Below are 24,544 nucleotides of genomic sequence, written 5' to 3' on the forward strand. Positions count from 1 at the left end.
CCAAGCCACCCCCCGGCCCCCACCACCCCCTCCCTCCCCACCTTTCCCACGGAAGGGGGCGGGCCGGAGCGGCCTGCCGCGCAGGCCCGCCCCCGAACCTTGACAGCTCCGCGCAGCGGCCACCGCCCGCCGCAGGCGCGAACGGCGGGGCAGCCGAAACCGAACCGAACCGACCGGCCCAAACCCCGGGCCCAAAGGGCCCACCGCTAGGCTCGGCAACGTGCTCAAAGACATCCCCACCTCCGACTTCTCCGACGACGACGGCTCCGCCGACCCGGAACTGGCCGCCGCACTGGCGGATCACGCGGCCGCACCCACGGAGGCGACCGAGGCCCGGCTCCTCCCGCTGCTGAGCCGGGCCCGGCTCCTCGTCCCGGTCGTGGCCGTCCTCGGCGAGGTGGAGACCGGCCCGGACGGTCTGAAGCGCGAGAAGACCAGCGACATGGCGGTGCCGACGCTCCAGGCCCCGGACGGCCGCCGTGCCCTGCCGGCCTTCACGTCGATGGAGACGCTGCACCGCTGGCGCCCGGACGCCCGCCCGGTGGCGGTTCCGATGCGGCAGGCGCTGCTCGCCGCCGCGCACGAGAAGGCGGACACGGTCGTGATCGACCTGGCGGGCCCGGCGACGTACCAGCTCACCGGGGCCGCGCTGCGCGCGCTCGCGGAGGGCCGGGAGAGCACCGACCCGCTCGCCGACCCGGCCGTCACCGATGCGCTGCGCGCTCTGCTGGACGCCGAGCCGGATGTTCTGGTGGCCCGTCTGGACCCCTCGGCGGAGGCCGACGGGACCCTGTCCCTCGGGCTCGCCCCGGACGCCACGCCCGCCGCCGTCGCCCAGCGCCTGGCCCCCGCGCTGGCCGCGGACGAGACCCTGCGCTCCCGGCTCATCCGGGGCCTCGACCTGGCCCTGCTGCCGCCGGGCGCGGACACCGCCGGAGCGTTCTTCACCCGCTGATCTCCCGCCCCGGGCCCGGACCATGGGCGCACCGCCTTCAACAGGCGGATCTCCTTCCCCCGCCGCACAATGCGAAGGAGAGCGCAAGATCCGGGCGAGGAGGCCCCATGGAGACGACAACGGAGACCCGCACGGTCGTATCCGAGTTCCTCGGCACGCTGCTCCTGGTGTTCTTCGCCGTCGGCTCCGCGGTGCTGGCCGGCGAGTACATCGGAACGTTCGGCATCGCCCTGGCATTCGGCTTCACCCTGCTGGCCCTGGCGTACGCGATCGGCCCGATCTCGGGCAGCCACGTCAACCCGGCGGTGACGCTCGGCATGCTGCTGGCGCACCGCATCACGCTCCGTACGGCGATCGAGTACTGGATCGCCCAGCTGCTGGGCGGCATCGTCGGCGCCGCGCTGCTGTTCCTGGTCGCCAAGCAGGTGCCGGGCCTGAAGACCGACGAGGCATTCGGGTCCAACGGCTGGGCCGACCGTTCGGCGGTGCACATCAATCTCGGCGGCGCCTTCGTGGCCGAGATCGTGCTGACGTTCCTGCTGGTGTTCGTGGTGCTCGCGGTCACCCACCGGGTGGCGGTGGTCGGCTTCGACGGCCTGCCGATCGGCCTGGCGCTGGCGACCGTGCACCTCATCGGCATTCCGCTCACCGGTACGTCGGTGAACCCGGCCCGCAGCATCGGCCCGGCCCTGTTCGCGGGCGGCGGCGCGCTGTCGCAGCTGTGGCTGTTCATCGTGGCGCCGCTGATCGGCGGCGCGCTGGCCGCGGTGGTGCACCAGGTCACCCACCCGCCGAACGAGCCCAAGCTGGTCGCGGACGAACGCTCCGCGACGTAACGGCATCGTAGCGACGTACGGCATCGTAACGACGCAACGGCACCGTAACGACGCAACGGCACCGTAACGACGCAACGGCACCGTGACGACGTAACCGCACCGTAGCGACGGAACACCGTACAAACGACGAGGCCGCCCCCGGCACCACCGGCCGGGAGCGGCCTCCTCGCCTACCTCACCTATGCGGGCCCAAGCCGCACCTCACGCGCAAGCCGCACCTCACGCGCAAGGCGCGCCCAGCGCGCCGAGACGGGCCCCGTTACCCGTACACCGGCCCCGTGAACTTCTCCCCAGGCCCCTGCCCCGGCTCGTCCGGTACGACGCTCGCCTCCCGGAAGGCCAGCTGGAGCGACTTCAGCCCGTCCCGCAGCGGCGCCGCGTGGTAGGAGCCGATCTCCGTCGCGCTCGCCGTCACCAGTCCGGCCAGCGCCTGGATGAGCTTGCGGGCCTCGTCCAGGTCCTTGTGCTCGGCGCCGTCCTCGGCGAGCCCGAGGTTGACCGCCGCGGAGGACATCAGGTGCACGGCGACGGTGGTGATCACCTCGACGGCCGGCACGTCCGCGATGTCGCGGGTCATCGCGTCGAAGTCCGGGTTCGCGGGGGCGGCGGGGCCGGCCGGCTCCGCCGGGCCGGGCTGCTGCGGGGTCTGGTCACTCATGGCTCGCGCTTCACTTCCTGCTCAGGGGTCGGCCCCACCTTATGGTGGGCCCGTGCACGCGCGGGGCCCGCCCCCGCGGCAGGTCCGCGGACGAGTGGGGTCCGCCCCTTGACTCGTGTATCCTGGGAGTCCGACCGGCCGAGCACCGATGTGCCCGGCCCACAAGTGGAGGCTCCGATCTCCCACCCGACCAGCCCCCGGGCCGGCGGGTCAACGGTCAGGCTGCGCCCCGCGGTGACATCGCGGCGGTGCTCCCGATCCATTGAGGAGCCCCGCCTGTGTCCCGTCCGGGGCATTTTTCGTGCTGCGGCGTGGTTGGTCATACCGAAACAGACGTTACGCGGCAGTCCGCCAGGCCGTCGCGTGGTGCTACCGAGGAGGATCCATCAGCGCCGAGCCCCGCATCAACGACCGGATTCGCGTCCCCGAGGTGCGACTCGTCGGTCCCAGTGGCGAGCAGGTCGGCATTGTGCCGCTTGCCAAGGCCCTGGAGCTTGCGCAGGAGTACGACCTCGACCTGGTCGAGGTGGCGGCGAACGCCCGTCCGCCGGTCTGCAAGCTCATGGACTACGGAAAGTTCAAGTACGAGTCGGCCATGAAGGCCCGTGAGGCGCGCAAGAACCAGGCGCACACGGTCATCAAGGAGATGAAGCTCCGGCCGAAGATCGACCCGCACGACTACGACACCAAGAAGGGTCACGTCGTCCGGTTCCTCAAGCAGGGTGACAAGGTCAAGATCACGATCATGTTCCGTGGTCGCGAGCAGTCCCGCCCCGAGCTGGGCTTCCGACTGCTGCAGCGGCTCGCGGAGGACGTCCAGGACCTGGGCTTCATCGAGTCCAACCCGAAGCAGGACGGCCGCAACATGATCATGGTCCTCGGTCCGCACAAGAAGAAGACCGAGGCGATGGCCGAGGCCCGTGAGGCGCAGGCCGCCCGCAAGGCGGAGCGCCAGGGCTCTGCTGCCGAGCAGGGCGCCGAGGAGCCTGCCGAGGCGTGATCCAGGGCGCGAGCCCCGGAGAACGCCGGGGACCGCCCCGGATTCCAACCGATACATCTGACGCCCCCGGGCGCCGGTCCCCAGGCCGGTGGGGGCGCCACTCAAGAGGAGAGAACGGCGCATGCCGAAGAACAAGACGCACAGCGGTGCCAGCAAGCGCTTCAAGATCACCGGCTCCGGCAAGGTGATGCGGGAGCGCGCCGGCAAGCGCCACCTGCTCGAGCACAAGTCGTCCCGCGTGACGCGTCGCCTCACCGGCAACGCCGTGATGGCCCCGGGCGACGCCGCGAAGGTCAAGAAGCTTCTCGGCAAGTAAGTCCTGCCGCCCGCCGCGAGGCGCGGCACGCAGGACCCGACCGGGACCGAAGTCGATTCGGGCCGTGTGACGACCACCGCGGCCCCGCTACAAGGAGTTAACAAGTGGCACGCGTCAAGCGGGCAGTCAACGCCCACAAGAAGCGCCGGGCGATCCTCGAGCAGGCCAGCGGCTACCGCGGCCAGCGTTCCCGCCTCTACCGCAAGGCGAAGGAGCAGGTCACCCACTCCCTCGTCTACAACTACAACGACCGCAAGAAGCGCAAGGGCGACTTCCGTCAGCTGTGGATCCAGCGCATCAACGCCGCTGCCCGCGCCAACGGCATGACCTACAACCGCTTCGTGCAGGGTCTGAAGGCCGCGAACATCGAGGTCGACCGCAAGATGCTGGCCGAGCTCGCGGTCAACGACACCAACGCGTTCGCCGCGCTGGTCGAGGTGGCCCAGAAGGCGCTGCCGAGCGACGTCAACGCCCCGAAGGCTGCCTGAACCACGGTCTGAGGCACGTCACGCACCGACCCGCAGGCCACCGGCCTGCGGGTCCGTTGCTTTCCGCACGCCCTTCCGCCCGCCCGACGACATCCGAAGAAGTGAGCCGCCGCCCATGGGCACCCCCGAGTTGATCTCCCCGCGTTCCGCGCGTGTCGCCGCCGCCCGGCGGCTGGCCCGCCGCAACTTCCGCGGCAAGGAACGCCGGTTCATCGCCGAGGGCCCGCAGGCCGTACGCGAAGCCGTCGCGCACCGCTTCGCCGGGGAGCGCACGCTCGTCGAGCTGTTCGCCACCCCGGAGGCCGCCGAGCGGCACGCGGACATCGTCGGCGCGGTGCGCGCGGCCGGCGTACCGGTGCACTACGCCGCCGACGCGACCATCGCCGAGCTGTCCCAGACCGTCACCCCGCAGGGCCTGGTCGGCGTCTGCCGGTTCCTGGACTCGCCCTTCGAGGAGATCCTGGCGGCCCGCCCGAAGCTGGTCGCGGTGCTCGCCAACGTACGCGACCCCGGCAACGCCGGTACGGTGCTGCGCTGCGCGGACGCCGCGGGCGCCGACGCGGTGGTGCTGACCGACGCCTCGGTGGACCTCTACAACCCCAAGTCGGTGCGGGCCTCGGTCGGTTCGCTCTTCCACCTGCCGGTCGCCGTGGGCGTACCGGTCGAGCAGGTCGTCGCAGGGCTGCGCGACGCGGGCGTACGGATCGTGGCGGCCGACGGCGCGGGCGCCGCCGACCTGGACGCCGAGCTGGACGCGGGCACCATGAGCGGCCCCACCGCCTGGGTCTTCGGCAACGAGGCGTGGGGCCTGCCGGAGGAGACCCGCGCGCTGGCCGACGCGGTGGTACGGGTGCCCATCCACGGCAAGGCCGAGAGCCTCAACCTGGCCACCGCCGCCGCCGTATGCCTCTACGCCTCGGCCCGCGCGCAGCGCACCACCGGAGGCTGCCGCTCCGCCTCCCGCGGCTAGTAGTGTTGCGTCCCCGTGGGCCGGAAGGGGAGGGGGTAGCGGGAATGCAGACGAGGGCGCGCAGTACGGCGGCCGCCGCCGGTTCCCGTCCGGAGGGCGGCGACGCGCCCGGCCCGGTGCCCGCCGGCGCCCCGGACCTCGCCGGCGCCGGGCTGGACCCGGACGACCTGCCCGACGGCCTGGTCGTCGCCGACGAGACCGGCCGGATCATCTGCTTCAACGCCGCCGCGGCCCGGATCACCGCCATCGACCCGCGTGACGCGCTGGGCCGCCCCCTGGAGAAGGCGTTACCGCTCCAGGACATCGAGGGCCGCCGCTGGTGGCAGCTGACCGACCCGTACGGCGGCCTGGCGATCCGCAACGGCCAGCCGGAGCGCAACCTGCTGCTCGGCGGCCGCGAGGTGCTGGTCTCCGCGCGCTACGTCCGCAGCCGCCCCACCGGCCCGGTCCGCCGCCTCGTCGTCGCGCTGCGCGGCACCGAGGCGCGGCGCCGTACGGAACTGAGTCACGCCGAGCTGATCGCCACCGTCGCCCACGAGCTGCGCTCGCCGCTGACCTCCGTCAAGGGCTTCACCGCCACCCTGCTGCAGAAGTGGGAGCGCTTCACCGACGACCAGAAGCGCCTGATGCTGGAGACCGTGGACGCGGACGCCAACCGCGTCACCCGGCTGATCGCCGAGCTGCTGGACATCTCCCGTATCGACTCCGGCCGGCTGGAGGTGCGGCGGCAGCGGGTGGACATGGTCGCCGCGGTACGCCGGCACGTCCAGGCGCAGACGACGGCGGGCCAGCTGCCGGACCGCTTCCTGATCCGCATGGTCGAGCCGCTGCCCGATCTGTGGGCCGATCCGGACAAAGTCGATCAGGTGCTGGGCAATCTGCTGGAAAACGCGGTGCGCCACGGTGAGGGAACCGTCACCATCGAGGTGGCACCGGCATCGGACGTCTCCGGAGCGGAAGGGACGAGTGTCACCGTGAGCGACGAGGGCCCCGGCATCCCCGAGGAGTCGATGAGCCGCGTCTTCACCCGTTTCTGGCGGGGCAGCAAGCGCGGCGGCACCGGCCTGGGCCTGTATATCGTCAAGGGCATCGTCGAGGCCCACGGCGGCACGATCACGGTCGGCCGCGCCCCGGCCGGCGGCGCCCGGTTCCGATTCAGCCTGCCCGTCGGGACGCCCGCCTTCATGGCGTGAGCGGCGCCCGGCGGGCCCATCCCCGTCGGGGCTCGGATGAGGCGCGGCCGCCCTGCCCCGTAGACTGCACCTTTGGCACCTTTGGCACTGCACACGTCGGGGGCAAGCCGCGCGCCAAGCCCATCGGAAGCACGGGAAGAGATGTCCGCACCCAATAAGTCGTACGACCCTGTCGAGGTCGAGGCCCTGAAACCGGAAGAGATCGCCCGGATGCGGGACGAGGCGCTGGCCGCCATCGCCGCCGCCGGCGACCTCCAGGAGCTGCACGAGGTGAAGGTCGCGCAGACCGGCGGCACCTCGCCGCTGGCGCTGGCCAACCGCGAGATCGGCGCGCTGCCGCCGCAGGCGAAGGCGGACGCGGGCAAGCGCGTCGGCCAGGCCCGCGGCCAGGTGAGCCAGGCGCTCAAGGCCCGCCAGGAAGAGCTGGAGGCGGAGCGGGACGCCCGGGTGCTGGTCGAGGAGGCGGTGGACGTCACGCTGCCGCACGACCGCGTACGCCCCGGCGCCCGCCACCCGCTCACCACCCTGTCCGAGCGGATCGAGGACGTCTTCGTGGCCATGGGCTACGAGGTCGCCGAGGGCCCCGAGGTCGAGTCGGAGTGGCTGAACTTCGACGCCCTGAACATCGCCCCGGACCACCCGGCCCGCACGATGCAGGACACGTTCTTCGTGGAGAACGACGCGGCGGGGGAGGACCAGTCCGGCGTCGTGCTGCGCACCCACACCTCGCCGGTGCAGATCCGCACGATGCTCGACCGCGAGCCGCCGCTGTACGTGATCTGCCCGGGCCGCGTCTACCGCACGGACGAGCTGGACGCCACCCACACCCCGGTCTTCAACCAGGTCGAGCTGCTCGCCATCGACGAGGGCCTGACCATGGCGGACCTGCGCGGCACCCTCGACCACATGGTCAAGGCGCTGTTCGGCGACGACATCAAGACGCGGCTGCGGCCGAACTACTTCCCGTTCACCGAGCCGTCCGCCGAGCTGGACATGGTCTGCTACGTCTGCCGCGGCGCGTCCGTCGGCGACCCGCAGCGCCCGTGCCGCACCTGCTCCAGCGAGGGCTGGATCGAGCTGGGCGGCTGCGGCATGGTCAACCCGCGGGTGCTGACGGCCTGCGGCGTCGACCCGGAGAAGTACAGCGGATTCGCCTTCGGGTTCGGCATCGAGCGGATGCTGATGTTCCGCCACAACGTCGAGGACATGCGAGACATGGTCGAGGGTGACGTCCGGTTCACCCGGCCTTTCGGGATGGAGATCTGATGCGGGTCCCGCTTTCTTGGCTGCGGGAATACGTCGACCTGCCGGCCGGTGAGTCCGGCCGCGACGTACAGGCCAAACTCGTCGCCACCGGCCTGGAGGTCGAGACCGTCGAGCAGCTCGGCGCCGGCCTCAAGGGCCCGCTGGTCGTCGGCCAGGTGCTGACCATTGAGGAGCTGGAGGGCTTCAAGAAGCCGATCCGCTTCTGCACGGTGGACGTCGGCCAGGCCAACGGCACCGGCGAGCCTCAGGAGATCGTCTGCGGCGCGCGCAACTTCGCCGTCGGCGACAAGGTCGTCGTGGTGCTGCCCGGCGCCGTGCTGCCCGGCGACTTCAAGATCGCCGCGCGCAAGACGTACGGCAAGGTCTCGCACGGCATGATCTGCTCGGGCGACGAGCTGGGCATGGGTGACGACGGCAGCGGCGGCATCATCGTGCTGCCGCCGGAGTACGAGCCCGGCACCGACGCCATCGAGCTGCTCCAGCTCGTCGACGAGGTGCTGGACATCGCCGTCACCGCCAACCGCGGCGACTGCCTGTCCATGCGCGGCATCGCCCGCGAGGCCGCCATCGCCTACGGGCTGCCGCTGCGCGACCCGGCGCTGCTGGACGTGCCGCCGCCGAACTCCTTCGGTTACCCGGTCAAGGTCGCCGACCCGCTCGGCTGCGACCGCTTCACCGCCCGTACGGTCGTCGGCCTGAACCCGGAGGCGCGCTCCCCTATCTGGCTCCAGCGCCGCCTGCAGAAGGCCGGCATGCGGCCGGTCTCGCTCGCCGTCGACGTCACCAACTACGTGATGCTGGAGCTGGGCCAGCCGCTGCACGCCTACGACCGCTCCCGTGTGGAGGGGACGATCGGCGTGCGCCGCGCCGAGGCCGGCGAGAAGCTGACCACCCTGGACGGCGCGCAGCGCGTGCTGGACGCCGAGGACCTGGTCATCACCGACAACCGCGGTGTGATCGGCCTGGCCGGTGTGATGGGTGGCGCCAACACCGAGATCGCCGACCCGTCGGCGGACCCGGAGACCGGCGAGGTGCGCGGCACCACCGAGGTCGTCGTCGAGGCGGCGCACTTCGACGCGGTGTCCGTGGCCCGTACGGCCCGCCGCCACAAGCTGTCCTCCGAGGCGTCCAAGCGCTTCGAGCGCGGCGTGGACCCGCAGGCCGCGTCCGCCGCCGCGCAGCGCACCGTCGACCTGCTGGTGCTGCTCGCGGGCGGCACCGCCGAGGCCGGCGTCACCGAGGTCGTCTCGCCGAGCGGGCCGCGCACGATCACCACGCGCGCGGACCACCCGGACCGCGTCGCGGGCGTCTCGTACGGCCGTGAGACCGTGGTCCGCCGCCTCCAGCAGGTCGGCTGCGACGTGTACGGCCAGGACGAGCTGGTCGTGACGGTGCCGTCCTGGCGGCCCGACCTGACCGACCCCAACGACCTGGCCGAAGAGGTCATCCGCCTGGAGGGGTACGAGAACCTGCCCCTCACCCTGCCCCGGCCGCCCGCCGGGCGGGGCCTGACCGAGCGCCAGCGGTTGCACCGCCGCGTCGGCCGCGCGCTGGCCGGCGCCGGCTACGTCGAGGCACCGACCTACCCGTTCCTCGGCGAGGCCGTCCTCGATCAGCTCGGCCTGGCGGAGGACGACCCGCGCCGCCGGACCGTCAAGCTGGTCAACCCGCTCTCCGACGAGGAGCCCGCGCTCCGTACGACGCTGGTGCCGGGCCTGCTCGGCGCGCTGCGGCGCAACGACGGCCGCGGCTCGCACGACCTCGCGCTCTTCGAGACCGGCCTGGTCTTCCGGCCGACCGGCGACGAGAAGCCGTCGGTGCGGCTGCCGGTGGACCGCCGGCCGACCGACGAGGAGATCGCCGCGCTGGACGCAGCACTGCCCGAGCAGCCGCGCCGCGCCGCTGTGGTGCTCGCCGGCGCCCGCGAGCAGGCCGGCTGGTGGGGCAAGGGCCGTCCGGCCGACTGGGCGGACGCGATCGAGGCGGGCCGGATCGTGGCGCGCGAGGCCGGGGTCGAGCTGATCGTCCGCCAGGACCAGCACGCGCCCTGGCACCCGGGCCGCTGCGCGGCGCTGCTCGCCGTGACCGACGGCGAGGAGGTGCTCGTCGGCAACGCCGGTGAGCTGCACCCGCGCGTCATCAAGGCGCTCGGCCTGCCGGAGCGCACCTGCGCGATGGAGATCGACCTGGACCGCCTCCAGCGGGCCGGCGGCGGCGTGGTCCAGGCGCCGCGGATCTCCACCTACCCGGTCGCCACCCAGGACGTCGCGCTGATCGTGGACGCGTCGGTCCCGGCCGCCGAGGTCGCCGGGGCGCTCCGCTCCGGCGCGGGCGAGCTGCTCGAATCGCTGCGGCTGTTCGACGTGTTCACCGGCGAGCAGGTGGGCGAGGGCAAGAAGTCCCTGGCCTACGCGCTGCGCTTCCGGGCGCCCGACCGCACGCTGACCGCCGACGAGGCGTCCGCGGCGCGGGACGCGGCGGTGGCCGTCGCGGTCGAGCGGACGGGTGCGGTGCTGCGCGGCGCGTAAGCACGCGTACCGCTTCTCCCACCGGGGCCCGGGAACGAACCGACGGTTCGTCCCCGGGCCCCTTGGCGTTTCCCCAGCGGTCACCCGATCGGGTGAGATCAGTGCGCAAAGTGTCCGGTCGACCACGCGGGGTCGCAAGAATCGTGCGGGACGATGCGGCTCGCTCACACAACAGGTTCCGCCGCGGGGAGAGGGCCGGGCCGACCGCCTCGATGGTTGCTGGGGGGAGCATCGGCATGATCCGAACCTGGGCGCGGCGGGGCGGCACGCCTGCGCGTGCCGCGCGAGCGCGGCGGGCCTTCGTCCTCGTGCTGCCCGGCCTGTGGGTCCTCGCCGTACTGCTCTGGGAGCGCTACGCCACCGCCGAGGGCCAGTTCCTCCAGCTCCTCGCCGCCGCCCCCGCCATCGCCTGTGCCGGCACCGGACGGCGCCAGTGCGTGGTGCTCGGCGGCCTGTGCGCGCTGCTCGCGCTGCTGCCCCTGGGCGCGGAGGACCCGGGCGCCCACGCCGTCGCCCGTATCGGCACGTGCTGCGCCGTCCTCGTCGTCGTGGCCGCCAGCTATCTGACCGCGGGCCGTCGGCTGCGCCTGCTGCGGGAGCTGGAGCGTACGAAAGAAGTGGCCACCGCCGCGCAGCGGGTGCTGCTGCGCCCGCTGCCCGCGCGCGTGGACGGCATCGTGGTCGCCGCCGACCACCTCACGGCGGACGAGGCCGCCACCGTCGGCGGCGACCTGTACGACGTCATGGCGACGCGCCACGGCGTACGGGCCGTCATCGGCGATGTGCGCAGCCACGGCATCGGCGCGCTGGGCACGGTCGCCGCCGTCCTCGGCAGTTTCCGCGAGGCGGCGCACGACGAACCGGACCTGGGCGCGGTGCTCCGGCGCTTGGAGCGCGCCCTGCAGCGGCATCTGCGGGAGCGGGCGCGCGCGGAGCACCCGGCGTCGGGCGGCGGCGAGCCGGAGCACCCGCTGTCCGAGGAGTTCGTGACGGTGCTGCTCGTGGAGATCGACCGGGACGGCGCCGTACGCACCCTGAACTGCGGGCACCCGTGGCCGTACCGCCTCAGCCGGCAGGGCGTGCTGCTGGAGGCGCCCGGCGAGCCGATGCCGCCGCTGGGCCTCTTCCCGCTGCCCGCCGAACTGCCGGTGGTGGCCTGCCCGCCGCTGCTCCCCGGCCAGGCGATCTTCCTGCACACGGACGGCGCGACCGACGCGCGGGACGCCCACGGCACGTTCTTCCCGCTGCCGCGGGCGCTGGACGACAGTGTCCGCTCGGTCCGCGACTGCCGCCCCGCCCGCGTCGTCGAAGGCGTACGCACCGCGCTGCTGCGGCACGTCGGCGGGCCGCTGTCGGACGATGTGGCGCTGCTGGTGCTGTGCAACGACCGCTGGCGGGTACCCGCCCAGGCGGACGCGGCCCCCTCGGCGCGCGGGCGTGTCCGGGCGGGCCGGGCGGAGTGAAGGACGGCGCGGCCGGTTCACACCCCGTGTGAAGGGCGCTTCATTACGCTGATCTCAAGGGGTAGTTGAGTCGACAAATCTATGGGCGGTCGCCCCGGCCGGGGGGCGGGGCGGCGCTCTCGGGAGGGCGCCATGGAGCCCAACAGCCTGCTCGACGCGATTCTCGACGAGGCCGGAATCTCGCACGCCGGGCTGGCCCTGCACGTCAACCAGCTCGGCCGGCAGCGCGGACTGGCGCTGCGCTACGAGCACACGGCGGTGGCCCGCTGGCTGAAGGGGCAGCGGCCACGGGGCCAGGTACCCGACCTGATCTGCGAAGTCCTCAGCGAGCGGCTGCACCGGGCCGTGGGGCTCGACGACATCGGACTGAGCCGGCCGGGAGTGCGCCGCGTCCCGGAGACCCCGCTCTCCGGATTCGTCGAACGCGCCACCGCGCTGTGGCGGTCCGACGAGCAGCAGCGGCCGCATGTGCTGTCCGCGCCCGCCCTCACCGGCACCTCGGCGGTCATCCCCGTATGGGAGTGGGAGAACCCGCCCGAGGACGCCGACGTGTCCAGGGACGGCCTGACCCGGGTGTCCATGGCGGACATCGAAATGCTCCGCGCGGCGCGTACGCACTACGAGCAGATGTACCGGAAGGCGGGTGGTATCGCGACGAGAACGCGGGTCGTCGGGTTCCTCAACACCGAGGCGGCACCGCTGCTGCGCGGCAGCTACACCGATGCGACGGGGCGTCAGCTCCACCGGGCGACCGGCGGGCTGGTGGCCGTCGCGGGAATCTGTGCGTACGACTCGGACGCCCTGGGCCTGGCCCAGCGCTACTTCCATCAGGCGCTGCGGCTGGCCAAGGCGAGCGGGGACCGGGGGCTCGGCGCGTACATCATCGCGCTGCTGGTCAACCAGTCCCTGTTCGTCAGGGAGTACCGCCAGGCGGTCGCGTTCGCGGAGGCGGCCCTGCGCACGGCGGGGCCGCAGATCACCCCGGCGCTGGCGGCGGATCTCTACGCGATGCAGGCCAAGGCGTACGCACGCCTGGGGGACGGCGCGAGCGCGCTGTCCTGCATCCGGCGTGCGGAGGCGGCGGCCGAGCGCATACGCCCCGGTCAGGAACCCGACGAAACGGATTACGTCCAGCCGGGCCTGGTGAACGTCCAAGTGGCGGAGGCGCTGCTGAGCCTGGGGGACCTGCGGGCCGCCCGGGCCCACGCGGACGCCGCCGTCGACACCCCCGCGCACGACCGGGGCCGGGTCCACCGGCTGGCCATGCTCACCCATATCGAGCTGCGCCAAGGGGACGCGGACCAGGCTGTGGCCAACGCCGCGCAGATGACCGAACAGGCGCGGGGAATGGAGTCGCAGCGGTTACGGGACCGGCTGCGGGCGGTGCGCGAGCATCTGTCCGAAACCGGAGGTACCGCCACCGAGCAGGCTGCCGATCTGATCGACGAGGCGCTGCGCGTTCCACTGTGAGGCCGGCCCGTGTCACCTTGCCAGCCCAACGGCGGAAGGTGGCACATACGTGCGATGGAAGAATCTCAGTGAGCAGACCGTCTACGAGAACCGCTGGTTCCGGGTCAACCTCGCCGATGTCGAACTCCCCGACGGCCGCCATCTGGATCACTTTCTGATCCGGTTGCGGCCCGTCGCCGTGGCCACAGTGGTCAACGAGGCCAACGAGGTGCTGCTGCTGTGGCGGCACCGCTTCATCACCGACACCTGGGGATGGGAGCTGGCCGCGGGGGTGGTCGAGGACGGCGAGGACATCGCCGCCGCGGCCGCCCGGGAGATGGAGGAGGAGACCGGGTGGCGCCCCGGCCCCCTCGAACACCTCCTTTCGGTGGAGCCGTCCAACGGCCTCACCGACGCCCGGCACCACATCTTCTGGTCCGACCAGGGCGCCTTCGTGGGCCATCCCGAGGACGACTTCGAGTCCGACAAACGGGAGTGGGTCCCCTTGAAACTGGTACCCGACATGATCGCGCGAGGGGAGGTGCCGGCCGCCAATATGGCGGCCGCTCTGCTGTTGCTGCACCACATCAGGCTGGGGTGACCCGGGCGGCGGCGCGCGGGACGTGCCGCGTACCCGCCGGCCTCAGCGCACCATCGCCTGCCATACGGCGATCGCCAGCGCCGCGAGCCCCGTGAGTGCGGCGATGGAGGGCAGCGGCCAGCGGCCGTGCTCCAACCGCGTGACGCGGGCCTGCAAGTCGCCCGCGTCACGCTCGGTCTGTTCGGAACGCTGGGCGAGCAAGGCCAGTTGGCCGTCGACACGGGCGGTCCGCACATCGAGGCAGCGTCTGAGCTCCGCCATGTCGGTGGCAACCAGATCGGGTTCAGGGTGGGCGGTCACGGTCCGCTCCTCATTCCTTCCTTGGACGGGACTTCGTTGTCGATCCGCGCATCAGTCAACTACCTCGGTACGGACGGCGGGAGCGTGTGCGGGACGAATATGCGGGTTGGCCGCGCACACCCCGTGTGAAGTCACCCGCCGTGACGGCTCCCGAGGGAGTGCGGACTTCACACGGGGTGTGAACCGCGCACCAGCGCCCGCCCCGTTCACACGGTCCCGACCATGGGCGGGAAGCCCGAAGCTGGTCTGCAACGGGGGCCGCTGCCGGTGGACGGGCGCCCATCGGCCGGTTGTCCGCCCGCCGTCTTTCCCCCGAGCGGCGGGCGGACCACGAACGGGGGACGTCGCTCACGGGGCGGGACGGCGGGCGGATCTTTCGTCCGGCAGGCCCGGGGCTCTTGGCCCGGGGCAGGGTGGAGCAGGACGGCGCGAGGGCCGCTTCCCATCAGGGGAGCGGCCCTCGCGCCGTGTGCGTGGGGTGCGGGCCGGAGCCGTGAGCGGGCCCCGCCGTCCGCACCGCCGGGAAGATCAGTACGGGTAGAAGCCGGAGCCGGTCTTGCGGCCGAGGCGCCCGGCGTCGACCATGCGGGCCAGCAGCGGGGGAGCGGCGTACAGCGGTTCCTTGTACTCCTCGTACATCGAAGCGGCGACCGAGGCGACGGTGTCCAGGCCGATCAGGTCGGAGAGCCGGAGCGGGCCCATCGGGTGGGCGCAGCCGAGCTCCATGCCGTTGTCGATGTCCTCGCGGCTGGCGATGCCGGACTCGAACATCCGGATCGCGGAGAGCAGGTACGGGATCAGCAGCGCGTTGACGACGAAGCCGGAGCGGTCCTGGGCGCGGATCGCGTGCTTGCCCAGCACGTCCTGGACCAGCAGCTCGGCCCGCTTGATCGTCTCCTCGCCGGTGGTCAGCGCGGGGATCAGCTCGACCAGCTTCTGCACCGGCGCCGGGTTGAAGAAGTGGATGCCGATGACCTGGTCGGGGCGTGAGGTGGCGACGGCCAGCTTGACCAGCGGGATGGAGGAGGTGTTGGAGGCCAGGATCGCGTCCGGGCGGGTCACCACCTGGTCGAGGACCTGGAAGATCTCGGTCTTGACCTGCTCGTTCTCCACGACAGCCTCGATGACCAGGTCGCGGTCGGCGAACTCGCCGAGGTCGGTGGTGAAGCTGAGCCGGCCGAGCGTCGCGTCCCGCTCCGCGACAGTGATCTTGCCGCGGTCGGCCGCCTTGCCGAGGGAGTTGGTCAGCCGTGTACGGCCCAGCTCCAGCGCCTCGCCGGTGGTCTCCGCGACCATCACGTCCAGGCCGGCGCGGGCACACACCTCGGCGATACCGGCGCCCATCTGGCCGCAGCCCACCACTCCGACGCGTTCGATGTCGGTCACATCGTGCCTTTCGCTGATCTCGGGGTCCGGCGGCCCGTGCGGGGGCCCGTGCTCGTGGCAGGGACCCCGGCGTCCGCCTCGGCCCCGACGTTACTCCGCGGAATGCTGTGCGGCGGGGGGAGGGGCGGGCATGCTGGTGCCCTAGGACGGGACGTACCGGACACTTTGGGGGCGCGGCATGAGACGGATCACACGAAGAGCCTTCACGGTCGTGGCCCTGACCACGGCCGCCGCAGTACCGGGCACCGGGGGCGCGGCGGCCCGCGGCCGGGGCGCGGACGGCGGACGGGCGGAGTTCCGCGGCATGTGGCTGGCGACGGTCGCCAACCGGGACTGGCCTTCCAAACCCGGCCTGCCGCCCGCCCGGCAGCAGGCCGAGCTGCTGCGGTATCTGGACGTGGCGGTGACGCGCCGCCTCAACACCGTGATCTTCCAGGTGCGTCCCACGGCGGACGCGCTGTGGCCCTCCCCGTACGAACCGTGGTCGGAGTACCTGACCGGGACGCAGGGCCGCGACCCCGGCTGGGACCCCCTCGGCTTCGCCGTGCGCGAGGCCCACCGGCGCGGCCTGGAGCTGCACGCCTGGTTCAATCCGTACCGCATCGCCAACCACACCGACCCGACCCGGCTGGTGCCCACCCACCCGGCGCGGCTGCACCCGGACTGGGTCGTGCCGTACGGCGGCAAGCTCTACTACAACCCGGGCCTGCCCGAGGTCCGCGGCTTCGTCGAGGACGCGATCCTCGACGCGGTGGAGCGCTACGACATCGACGGCGTCCACTTCGACGACTACTTCTACCCCTACCCGGTGGCGGGGCAGACCTTCGACGACGACGCCGCGTACGAGGAGTACGGCGGCGACTTCGGGACCCGCGCGGACTGGCGGCGCGCCAACATCGACCTGCTCGTGCACGAGACCGCGCAGCGGGTGCGCGAGGCGCGGTCACCGGGCCACGGGCCGGGCCGCGGCGGGGGCCGGTGGCACCGCCGCCGTACCCACCACCGCCCCGTACGGTTCGGCATCAGCCCCTTCGCCATATGGCGCAACCAGGCCACCGATCCGGCCGGATCCGACACCCGCGCGGGCGTGCAGACCTACGACGACCTCTACGCCGACACCCGTAAATGGGTGCGCGAGGAGTGGATCGACTACATCGTGCCGCAGGTCTACTGGAACATCGGGTTCCCCGCCGCCGACTACGCGAAGCTGGTGCCCTGGTGGGCGGAGACGGTCGCGGGGACACGGGTGCACCTGTGCGTCGGCGAGGCCCTCTACAAGGCGGGGGCGCCCGGCCAGCCGCCCGCCTGGCAGGACCCCGCCGAACTCTCCCGCCACCTCACCTTCGCCCGCCGCTACCCCAGGGTGCGCGGCCACATCTTCTTCTCGGCGAAGGAGGTGGCCGAGGACCGCACCGGGGCGATGGCGCGGGTGGTGGCCGACCACTACCAGGGGCCGGCCGTGCCACCGCGGGCCGTCTGAGCGGCGCCCCGGGCGGCTACTCCCTGGGCTCGGCCGTGGAGAACGGCCGTACGACGGTGTCCGGGCCCGGGGACATCAGGGTCTCGTGCCCGTCCTCGAAACGGACGCGGTAGGGCGGGGCGCCGTTCTCGCCCAGCACTTCGATGATCTCGACGGTCCGGTCGTGCTGCCCCACGATCCTGCCGTGCACCAGCAGCCGGTCTCCCACACTCGCATGCATCGGCTACGGCCTCCTCGTCAGTCGGTCGGAGGGTGTGTGTTCCGTGGCGGCAAGTGTACGGCCGGGCCCCACCGTTGCACCCGTGGAGAGCGGCGGCCGGGCGGTGTCCACCGGCCATTCGGTCAGGTGGCGGAGCGCTGGGTGACCGCGATGCAGACCAGGACGGCGACGGCGGCGACCGGGGCGGCCAGCGGCAGCTGCTCGCCCAGCAGCAGTACGGACCAGACCAGCGTCAGCAGCGGCTGCGCGAGCTGGAGCTGGCTGGCCTTGGAGACACCGATGGCCGCCATGCCGCGGTACCAGACCACCATCCCGAGGAACTGCGAGCCGAACGACAGCCACAGCAGGCCCGCCACCGCGTGCCCCGTGAAGTGCGGCGGTTCGGCGAGCAGCGCGAGGACCGCGCCGGGCACGGTGACCGGCACGGCCAGCAGCAGCGCCCAGCCGATCACCTGCCAGCCGGGCAGGTGCCGGGCGAGCAGACCGCCTTCGGTGTAGCCCGCCGCGCACACCAGGAGGGCGGCGAAGAGGTAGAGGTCGCCGGTGCTCAGCGCACCGCCGCTCTGCTGGACGGTGAAGCCGATGACGATGGCGGCGCCGGCCAGCGCCGCGGCCCAGAACGTCTTCGACGGCCGGGCCCCGGTCCGTACGGCCGAGAACGCCGCGGTGGTCAGCGGCAGCAGACCGACGACGACCGCCGCGTGCGAGGTGGTGGAGGTCTCCAGGGCGAGGGTGGTCAGCAGCGGGAAGCCGAGGACGACGCCGGCCGCCACGACGGCCAGGCCCGCCCAGTGCCGCCGCTCGGGCGGCCGGACCCGGAACGCGGCCAGGCAGCACCCGGCGATGAGGGCGGCGAGCACGCTGCGCAGCGTCACCACCGTCCAGGCGCCCATGCCTTCCAGGGCCCAGGCGGTGGCGGGAAAGGTGAGCGAGAAGGAGGCGACGCCGAGGGCGGCGAGCAGGGTGCCGCGGGCGGCGGTGGCGGGTACGGCGATCGGGGGGCCGGGGGCGGTGGACGCGGTGGCCGGGGCGTTGACCGCTATCGCGGTACCGGTAGTAGCGCTATCGTGCTCTCTCATGCAAGAGCGTAGCAGCGTCGCCGAACTGGCCGCGATCCTCCGAGGCGGCCTCAACCGCTACTCTCCCGGTGAGAAGCTGCCGTCCAGCCGGGCCCTGGTCGAGCGGCACCGGGTGAGCCCGGTGACGGTCTCCCGCGCGCTGGCAGAGCTGGCGGCCGAGGGGCTGGTCGTCACCCGGCCCGGCGCCGGGGCCTTCCGCGCGGAGGCCCGGCAGCAGGCCCGTCCGGTGGACACCTCCTGGCAGGAGATCGCGCTGAGCGCCGAGGCGGCGGGCGACCATGCGCCGCGTGGCGTGGACGCTTCGGGCGTACTGGCCACGCTCGCCGAGTCCGCCTCCGGCGTCATCGAGCTGAACGGCGGCTATCTGCACCCCGCCCTCCAGCCGGAGCGCGCGCTGGCCGCCGCGCTCACGCGGGCCGGACGGCGGCCGGGAGCCTGGGGGCGGCCGCCGGTGGAAGGCGTCGCCGAGCTGCGGGCGTGGTTCGCGCGCGAGATCGGCGGCCCCGGGGGAGTGCTCGCGGCCTCCGACGTCCTGGTGACGGCGGGCGGGCAGAGCGCCCTGACCGCGGCCCTGCGGGCGCTCGCCCCGCCGGGCGCGCCGGTGCTCGTCGAGTCGCCGACGTACCCGGGCGTGCTGGCTGCGGCCCGCGCCTCCGGGCTGCGGCCGGTCCCCGTACCGGCGGACGCGGACGGCGTACGGACCGATCTGCTGGCCGACGCGTTCCGGGCCAGCGGGTCCCGGCTGTTCGTCTGCCAGCCGCTCTTCCAGAACCCGACCGGGGCGGTGCTGGCCGCCGGGCGCCGGGCCGAGGTGCTGCGGATCGCGCGGGCCGCCGGGGCGTTCGTGGTGGAGGACGACTTCGCGCGCCGCCTCGTCCACGAGGACGCGCCCGTGGTGCCGCCCACGCTGGTCGCCGACGACCCGGACGGCACGGTCGTGCACGTCTGCTCGCTGACCAAGGCCGCGTCGCCGAGCCTGCGCGTGGGCGCGCTCGCCGCGCGCGGTCCGGTCCTGGACCGGCTGCGCGCCATCCAGGTCGTGGACAGCTTCTTCGTGCCCAGGCCGCTCCAGGAAGCGGCCCTGGAGCTGGTGGGCTCCCCGGCGTGGAGCCGCCACCTGCGGGCCCTGGCGGGACAGCTGGCCGCCCGCAGGGAAGCGCTTGTCGCCGCGCTCCGGCTGCACTTCGGGAGTACGGACGAGGGCCCCGGTGTGCAGGTCGTCCCGCCCGGCGGTTACCACCTCTGGCTGCGGCTGCCCGACGGCACGGACGAGACGGCGCTCGCCGGCGCGGCCCTGCGCGCGGGCGTCGCGGTCGCCCCGGGCCGCCCGTACTTCGCCGCCGAACCCCCGGCCCCGCATGTGCGCCTGACGTTCGCGCAGGCTTCGGGAGTGGCCGAACTGGCGGAAGGAGTACGGCGGTTGCGTACGGCCTACGAGGAAGTGACGGGTGGAAGGTGAGGTGGGCGACGCTGCGGCGGCAGGCGACGCGGAGGGGGCGGAGGAAGCGGGCCGGGGGCGCCGGGTAATCCGTTCGACTCCGGCCGCATCCTCTGCCAGCCTCCCGCCATGAACGACACGACCCGCGGCGACCGCGCCCCCGAGCCCGTGACCGACGGCATCCCCGCCGGTTACGAGGTCTCCACCGACCCGGACCGGCTGGACCTGGCCCTGATCCACCACTGGCTCTCCACCGACGCCTACTGGGCGCTCGGCCGCCCCCGCGAGCGCCAGGACCGGGCGGTGGCCGGATCGCTCAACTTCGGTCTGTACGAGAAGGATCCGGCCGGTGGCGGCCAGGCGCGGCAGGTCGGTTACGCCCGGGTCGTCACCGACCACACCACCTTCGCCTGGCTCTGCGACGTGTACATAGCGCCCGAAGCCCGGGGCAAGGGCCTGGGCACGGCCCTCGTCACCCACATCCGCGACCACTTGGCGCCGTGCGGCCTGCGCCGCATCCTGCTGGCGACCGGCGACGCCCACGAGGTCTACGCCCGCGTCGGCTTCGAGCCGCTGGCCGACCCGGGCAAGTGGATGGCGCTCGGGCTCCAGTAGCGGGGACTCCAGGAGCGCGCGGGGCCCCGCCTCAGTGCCCCAGTACCTCCCGCAGCTCCGGCTGGAGCAGGTCGGCGTGGGCGCGTACGAGGTCGTCGCACAGGTCCCAGATGCGTTCGACCGGGAGCGCGGCGGCGGTGGCGGGGTCCGTCATCGCCGCGTGCCGGATGTGGCGCGGCTCGCCCTCCACCGCGGCCCGTACGACCAGGTCGTTGGCGCTCACGTAGGTCCGGTTCAGGGCCGCGCACTGCGGCGGCAGGGCGCCGACCCGGGTGGGCTGCACGCCCAGCGAGTCCACCAGGCACGGCACCTCCACCACCGCATCGGCGGGCAGGTTGTCCACCAGGCCGTGGTTGGGCACATTGCCGTAGACCGTGCGCGGGGTGCCGGAGACGATGCTGTGGATGATCTGCGGCGCGTACTCCATCGTGCCCTCCACCGGCAGCGGCGAGCCGGCGGCGAGCGCGTCCCGGGTCCTCTCGTACTCGGCCGTGTTCTCCTCGATGATGTCCAGATACGTGCCGATCGGCAGCCGCAGCCGCTCCACCTCGCTGTCATGGTGCAGATACCAGGGCACGTATTCGGAGGAGTGCTCGCTGGTCTCGGTCGGGTAGTAGCCGAGCCTGCGGTACATGTCCACGCGTACCCGCCGCAGCAGCTGCGGGTCCTTGGCGATCGCGTCGTCCAGCAGCGGGTACAGGCTCCGCCCGCCCCGCTCGAAGCGCAGCATCCACGCCTGGTGGTTGACGCCCGCGGCCAGGTACGTGATCTCCTCGTACGGGACGTCCAGCAGCTCCGCGAGGTCCCGTGCGGTCCAGTGGACCGAGTGGCACAGGCCGACGACGCGGCGCAGCGGGGTGGCCCGCGCCAGGTACATCACGTTCATCGCCATCGGGTTGGTGTAGTTCAGCAGCCAGGCGTCCGGGCAGAGTTCGCCGATGTCGTCGGCGAGGGCGCGCAGCAGCGGGAAGGTGCGCAGCGCGCGGAAGATGCCGCCGACGCCGAGGGTGTCGCCGATGGTCTGGCGCAGTCCGTAGCGGGCGGGGATGTGGAAGTCCGTACGGGTGGCCGCGTTCATGCCGACCTGCACGGTGTTGATGACGAAGTCCGCGCCGTCGAGCGCCGCGCGCCGGTCGGGGTGCGCGGTGATCTGCGGCTCGGCGCCGCGGACGGCGGCGATGTGGCGGGCCGCGCCCTCGGCGGTGGCGAGGCGTTCGGCGTCGATGTCGTGCAGGGCGACATGGATGCGCCGCAGCTCGGGGAAGGCGAACAGGTCGGCGAGGAGACCTTGGGTGAAGACGACGCTGCCGGCGCCGATGAACGCGATCTTCACGGCGCCGGTGCCGGTGCGGCCGGTCGGGGCGGTGCTGGTCATGCGTGGCTCCCTGGTCGGGTCGTGAGGGCGGCGGCGCGGGCCTCGTCCCGGGTGGGCTGGGCCGCCGTACCGCCGTGGGCGCGGGTGGACAGGGCGCCGCAGGCCGCGGCGAAGGAGAGCGCCGCGGGCAGGTCCAGGCCGTGCAGGACCGCGGCGATGAAGCCGGCGTCGAAGCTGTCGCCCGCGCCGACGGTGTCCACCGGGTCGGCGGGCACGACGGCGGTACGGGTGAGGACGGCGCCGTCGTGGGCGAGCGCGCCGGCCGCCCCGTCCTTGACGACGACGAGCGGGCCGAGGCGGGCGAGGGCGGCGGCAGCGGAAGCCGGGCCGGTGCCGGGCCCGTCGCCTTCTGGCGCCCCTTCTGCTGCCCCTTCCGGTGCTCCTTCCGCCGAGCCGGGTGCCAGCGAGGCGGCCAGCGCCCGTGCCTCCGCCGCGTTCGGCAGCAGGAAGTCGGTGGACTTCAGGACGGGGCCGAGGAGTTCGGCGTCCCAGCGCTGCGCGGGGTCGTCGTTCGTGTCGAGCGAGGTGGCCGCGCCGTGCCCGCGGGCCCGCGCGAAGATCTCGCCCAGCGACCGGGCCAGCTGCGGCATCAGGAAGAACGATCCGGCGTGTACGTGCCGGGCCCCGGCCAGCAGCCGGTCCGGCACGTCCTGCGGCCCGGTGGCCGCCAGACAGCCGGGGGCGGTGAGGATCGCGCGGTCGGCGTCGTGCGTGAGGACGGTGGTCAGCGGGGTGGGCAGCTCCGGGTCGGTGGCCAGCGCCGAGACATCGACGCCGCGCCCGGCCAGTACCGTACGGACGAAGGCGCCCGCCGCGTCGTCACCGACCCGCCCGGCGAACGCCACGCGCAGCCCCAGCCGGGCGGCGCCGCAGGCCGTGATCGCGGCCGACCCGCCCATCAACAGGCGCCCGCTGTCCACGAGTTGCTCGCGCTGCCCGAACTCCGGTGTGCGCGGGACCGGGCCGACCACCACATCGGGGTTGGCGTCGCCGATCACGAGGAGATCGAAGGGACGGGGCACGGACACCTCCGGGGCGGGGGCGGGTGGCGGAATCGGTACGGGCAGGGGACACGGGGCTACCCCTTCAACCCGCTCGACGTCAGCGACTGGATGAAGGTCTTCTGCGCGAAGAGGAACGCCACCAGCACCGGCAGCACGGTGATCACATTGCCCGCCATGATCGCCGACCACCGGTTGTGGTGCTGCCCCTGAAAGGTCGTCAGCCCCAGCTGGAGGGTGTACTGGGTGTCGTGGTTGATCGCGATCAGCGGCCAGGTCAGATCGTTCCAGGTGGTCAGGAAGGTCAGTACGGCCACGGTCGCCAGCGCCGGGCGGGCCAGCGGCAGGACGACGGAGTACAGCACCCGCAGCCGCGAGCACCCGTCGATCCAGGCCGCCTCCTCCAGCTCCCGGGGCAGCGCGAGGAAGAACTGCCGGAAGAGGAACACCGCGAACGGTGTGACCAGCGACGGCACGATCAGCGCCCCCAGGGTGTCGATCAGCCCCAGCCGCTTCATCACCAGGAACGTCGGGATCATGGTCAGCTGGAACGGGATCACCATGGTCGCTAGCATCAGCCCGAGCAGCAGCCGGGACCCGGCGAACCGCATCCGGGCGAAGGCGTAGCCGCCCAGCGAGCCGAGCAGCAGGTTGGAGAGCACCGCCGTGACCGCGACGATCGAGGAGTTGGCGAACCACCGCGGGAACATCGCGTTGCCCAGCACGTAGTCGTACCCGCCGAGATCGATCCCGGACGGCCACAGCGCGGGCGGGAAGCGGTTGATCTCCGCATTGGTCATCACCGAACTGAGCACCAGCCACACCAGCGGCAGCGCGAAGCCCAGCGACAGCGGCGCGAGCAGCAGGTGCCAGGCGCTGAAGGGCAGGCGCCGGCGGCGGGCCGGGCGCCGTGGCGCGGTGGTCCCGCGCGGGCGCGCGGTCCCGGGCGGCACGGCCGCGGGCGCGGTCACCGTACCGCTCCGTCCGGCGCGGCGCCCGGCCGTCGCCGCCGGTACAGGCGCAGGGCGGCACCCGCGACGAGCAGGGCGGCGGCGAGGACGTACGCGGCGGCGGCCCCGTATCCGGCGGTGAACATCTGGAACGCCTGCTCCCATACGAAGTAGACGATGACGGTGGTCGACCCGAGCGGGCCGCCCTTCGTGGTCACATAGATCAGGTCGAAGACCTGGAGCGCGGTGATCAGCTCCCACAGCAGCAGGAAGACGGTCACCGGCGTCAGGGAGGGCAGCTTGATGTGCCACAGCACCCGCAGCCGGTTCGCGCCGTCCAGCCGCGCGGACTCGATCAGCTCCTGCGGTACGTCCTGGAGCGCGGCCAGGTAGACGACGACGCAGAAGCCGACGCCGCTCCACAGCGAGATGGCCACCAGCAGATACAGCGCCTGCCCGGGGTCGGAGAGGAAGCCCTGCCGGGACACGCCCAGGTGGTGCAGCAGCGAGTTGGCCACGCCGAACTGCGGGTCGAGGATGAAGAAGAACAGCACGCCCTGCGCGGCGGCCGAGATAACGAACGGTACGAAGATCAGCGTCCGGTAGAGGCCGATCAGCCGGATGCGGCGGTTGAGCGCCAGCGCGAGCACCAGGCCGCCGGCCAGGCTGAGCGGCACGTACAGGCCCGCGTAGACAAGGGTGTTCTCCACGGCCGTACGGAAGCCCGGGTCCCGCACCAGCGCGCGGTAGTTGTCCAGCCCCACCCAGCGCCCCGGCGTGACCAGGTCGTCCGCCCGGAAGGAGAGCAGCAGCGACCAGACGACGGGGACGATGCTCAGACCGAGGATGATCAGGACGGACGGGCTGATGAACGCCCAGGCGGTGGCGTTCTCCCGGCGGGCGCGGCCGGGGGGGGGACGGGGGGGGGCGGGGGGGGGGGCGGGCGGGTGCCGGGTTCCGGGGGGGGGGCCGGTCCG

24 protein-coding genes are annotated in these 24,544 nt (G+C 73.0%); 15 read left to right on the forward strand and 9 right to left on the reverse strand.

Annotated elements, in window-relative coordinates:
- Positions 1-220: 220 nt before the first annotated feature.
- Both ADK86_RS06055 and ADK86_RS06060 read left to right on the forward strand, forming a co-directional pair.
- Positions 221-955: an SseB family protein gene (locus tag ADK86_RS06055; RefSeq protein WP_053695658.1), complete on the forward strand. Its 735-nt coding sequence runs from the start codon at positions 221-223 to the stop codon at positions 953-955.
- 107 nt (positions 956-1,062) lie between these two features.
- On the forward strand, positions 1,063-1,791 hold the full coding sequence (locus ADK86_RS06060; protein WP_053695659.1) for an MIP family channel protein: 729 nt from the start codon (positions 1,063-1,065) through the stop codon (positions 1,789-1,791).
- Between the two features lie 259 nt (positions 1,792-2,050).
- Here the strand turns inward: ADK86_RS06060 and ADK86_RS06065 are convergent, their stop codons facing one another.
- Positions 2,051-2,449 carry a DUF1844 domain-containing protein gene (locus ADK86_RS06065; protein WP_003985536.1) on the reverse strand — a complete coding sequence of 133 codons (399 nt, stop codon included), beginning with the start codon at positions 2,447-2,449 and terminating at the stop codon, positions 2,051-2,053.
- A 304-nt stretch (positions 2,450-2,753) separates the two neighbouring features.
- Here ADK86_RS06065 and infC point away from each other — a divergent pair, with 304 nt between their 5' ends.
- The 10 genes from infC to ADK86_RS06115 all read left to right on the forward strand — a co-directional run bounded on the left by infC (position 2,754) and on the right by ADK86_RS06115 (position 13,723).
- Positions 2,754-3,449: a translation initiation factor IF-3 gene (infC, locus tag ADK86_RS06070; protein ID WP_078575433.1), complete on the forward strand. Its 696-nt coding sequence runs from the start codon at positions 2,754-2,756 to the stop codon at positions 3,447-3,449.
- A 121-nt stretch (positions 3,450-3,570) separates the two neighbouring features.
- On the forward strand, positions 3,571-3,765 hold the full coding sequence (gene rpmI / locus ADK86_RS06075) for a 50S ribosomal protein L35 (protein WP_003985534.1): 195 nt from the start codon (positions 3,571-3,573) through the stop codon (positions 3,763-3,765).
- A 104-nt stretch (positions 3,766-3,869) separates the two neighbouring features.
- Positions 3,870-4,253, forward strand: a complete 384-nt coding sequence (gene rplT / locus ADK86_RS06080) for a 50S ribosomal protein L20 (protein WP_003985533.1) — start codon at positions 3,870-3,872, stop codon at positions 4,251-4,253.
- 115 nt (positions 4,254-4,368) lie between these two features.
- Positions 4,369-5,223 (forward strand): TrmH family RNA methyltransferase, encoded by an 855-nt coding sequence (locus tag ADK86_RS06085; protein WP_053695660.1) that lies wholly within the window; start codon positions 4,369-4,371, stop codon positions 5,221-5,223.
- A gap of 44 nt (positions 5,224-5,267) precedes the next feature.
- A complete protein-coding gene (locus tag ADK86_RS06090; protein WP_053695661.1) occupies positions 5,268-6,416 on the forward strand; it encodes a sensor histidine kinase in 1,149 nt (382 codons plus the stop codon).
- A gap of 141 nt (positions 6,417-6,557) precedes the next feature.
- Complete coding sequence (pheS, locus tag ADK86_RS06095; RefSeq protein ID WP_053695662.1) at positions 6,558-7,682, forward strand: phenylalanine--tRNA ligase subunit alpha; 1,125 nt, start codon at positions 6,558-6,560, stop codon at positions 7,680-7,682.
- Positions 7,682-10,210, forward strand: coding sequence for a phenylalanine--tRNA ligase subunit beta (gene pheT, locus ADK86_RS06100; protein WP_053695663.1), 2,529 nt, complete (start codon positions 7,682-7,684; stop codon positions 10,208-10,210). Before pheS ends, pheT begins: the two co-directional genes overlap by 1 nt.
- Before the next feature lie 236 nt (positions 10,211-10,446).
- Positions 10,447-11,673 (forward strand): PP2C family protein-serine/threonine phosphatase, encoded by a 1,227-nt coding sequence (locus ADK86_RS06105; protein ID WP_053695664.1) that lies wholly within the window; start codon positions 10,447-10,449, stop codon positions 11,671-11,673.
- A gap of 132 nt (positions 11,674-11,805) precedes the next feature.
- Positions 11,806-13,143, forward strand: coding sequence for a hypothetical protein (locus ADK86_RS06110; RefSeq protein WP_053695665.1), 1,338 nt, complete (start codon positions 11,806-11,808; stop codon positions 13,141-13,143).
- Between the two features lie 49 nt (positions 13,144-13,192).
- Positions 13,193-13,723, forward strand: a complete 531-nt coding sequence (locus tag ADK86_RS06115) for an NUDIX domain-containing protein (protein WP_003985526.1) — start codon at positions 13,193-13,195, stop codon at positions 13,721-13,723.
- A 42-nt stretch (positions 13,724-13,765) separates the two neighbouring features.
- Here the strand turns inward: ADK86_RS06115 and ADK86_RS06120 are convergent, their stop codons facing one another.
- A complete protein-coding gene (locus ADK86_RS06120; protein ID WP_030595337.1) occupies positions 13,766-14,023 on the reverse strand; it encodes a hypothetical protein in 258 nt (85 codons plus the stop codon).
- Between the two features lie 528 nt (positions 14,024-14,551).
- A complete protein-coding gene (locus tag ADK86_RS06125; protein WP_003985524.1) occupies positions 14,552-15,409 on the reverse strand; it encodes a 3-hydroxybutyryl-CoA dehydrogenase in 858 nt (285 codons plus the stop codon).
- Positions 15,410-15,587: 178 nt separating this feature from the next.
- Between ADK86_RS06125 and ADK86_RS06130 the strand changes: the two genes are divergently transcribed.
- Positions 15,588-16,889 (forward strand): glycoside hydrolase family 10 protein, encoded by a 1,302-nt coding sequence (locus tag ADK86_RS06130; protein ID WP_053695666.1) that lies wholly within the window; start codon positions 15,588-15,590, stop codon positions 16,887-16,889.
- 16 nt (positions 16,890-16,905) lie between these two features.
- On the opposite strand, the gene ADK86_RS06135 is transcribed toward ADK86_RS06130, so the two are convergent.
- Both ADK86_RS06135 and ADK86_RS06140 read right to left on the reverse strand, forming a co-directional pair.
- The gene (locus tag ADK86_RS06135) at positions 16,906-17,109 is read right to left on the reverse strand and encodes a DUF1918 domain-containing protein (protein ID WP_053695667.1); all 204 of its coding nucleotides are present in this window, start codon (positions 17,107-17,109) and stop codon (positions 16,906-16,908) included.
- A gap of 122 nt (positions 17,110-17,231) precedes the next feature.
- On the reverse strand, positions 17,232-18,188 hold the full coding sequence (locus ADK86_RS06140; protein WP_053695668.1) for a DMT family transporter: 957 nt from the start codon (positions 18,186-18,188) through the stop codon (positions 17,232-17,234).
- On the opposite strand from ADK86_RS06140, the gene ADK86_RS06145 reads away from it, so the two are divergent.
- Together ADK86_RS06145 and ADK86_RS06150 are read left to right on the forward strand one after the other, a co-directional pair.
- Positions 18,187-19,647: a PLP-dependent aminotransferase family protein gene (locus tag ADK86_RS06145; protein ID WP_053695669.1), complete on the forward strand. Its 1,461-nt coding sequence runs from the start codon at positions 18,187-18,189 to the stop codon at positions 19,645-19,647. The genes ADK86_RS06140 and ADK86_RS06145 overlap by 2 nt on opposite strands.
- A gap of 108 nt (positions 19,648-19,755) precedes the next feature.
- Positions 19,756-20,241, forward strand: coding sequence for a GNAT family N-acetyltransferase (locus tag ADK86_RS06150; RefSeq protein ID WP_053695670.1), 486 nt, complete (start codon positions 19,756-19,758; stop codon positions 20,239-20,241).
- Between the two features lie 31 nt (positions 20,242-20,272).
- On the opposite strand, the gene ADK86_RS06155 is transcribed toward ADK86_RS06150, so the two are convergent.
- From ADK86_RS06155 to ADK86_RS06170, 4 genes are all read right to left on the reverse strand, one after another.
- Positions 20,273-21,616, reverse strand: coding sequence for an alpha-glucosidase/alpha-galactosidase (locus tag ADK86_RS06155; RefSeq protein ID WP_053695671.1), 1,344 nt, complete (start codon positions 21,614-21,616; stop codon positions 20,273-20,275).
- Entirely contained in the window at positions 21,613-22,638 is a 1,026-nt protein-coding gene (locus ADK86_RS06160) for a carbohydrate kinase family protein (protein WP_053695672.1), read from the reverse strand. The genes ADK86_RS06155 and ADK86_RS06160 overlap by 4 nt, the downstream gene beginning before the upstream one ends.
- Positions 22,639-22,694: 56 nt before the next feature.
- A complete protein-coding gene (locus tag ADK86_RS06165) occupies positions 22,695-23,588 on the reverse strand; it encodes a carbohydrate ABC transporter permease (RefSeq protein ID WP_420718827.1) in 894 nt (297 codons plus the stop codon).
- The coding region (locus ADK86_RS06170; RefSeq protein ID WP_234345730.1) for a carbohydrate ABC transporter permease at positions 23,585-24,544 on the reverse strand (960 nt) is incomplete at its 5' end. The genes ADK86_RS06165 and ADK86_RS06170, both read right to left, overlap by 4 nt.

This window comes from Streptomyces sp. NRRL F-5755, assembly GCF_001279365.1.
Classification (GTDB): Bacteria; Actinomycetota; Actinomycetes; order Streptomycetales; family Streptomycetaceae; genus Streptomyces; species Streptomyces rimosus.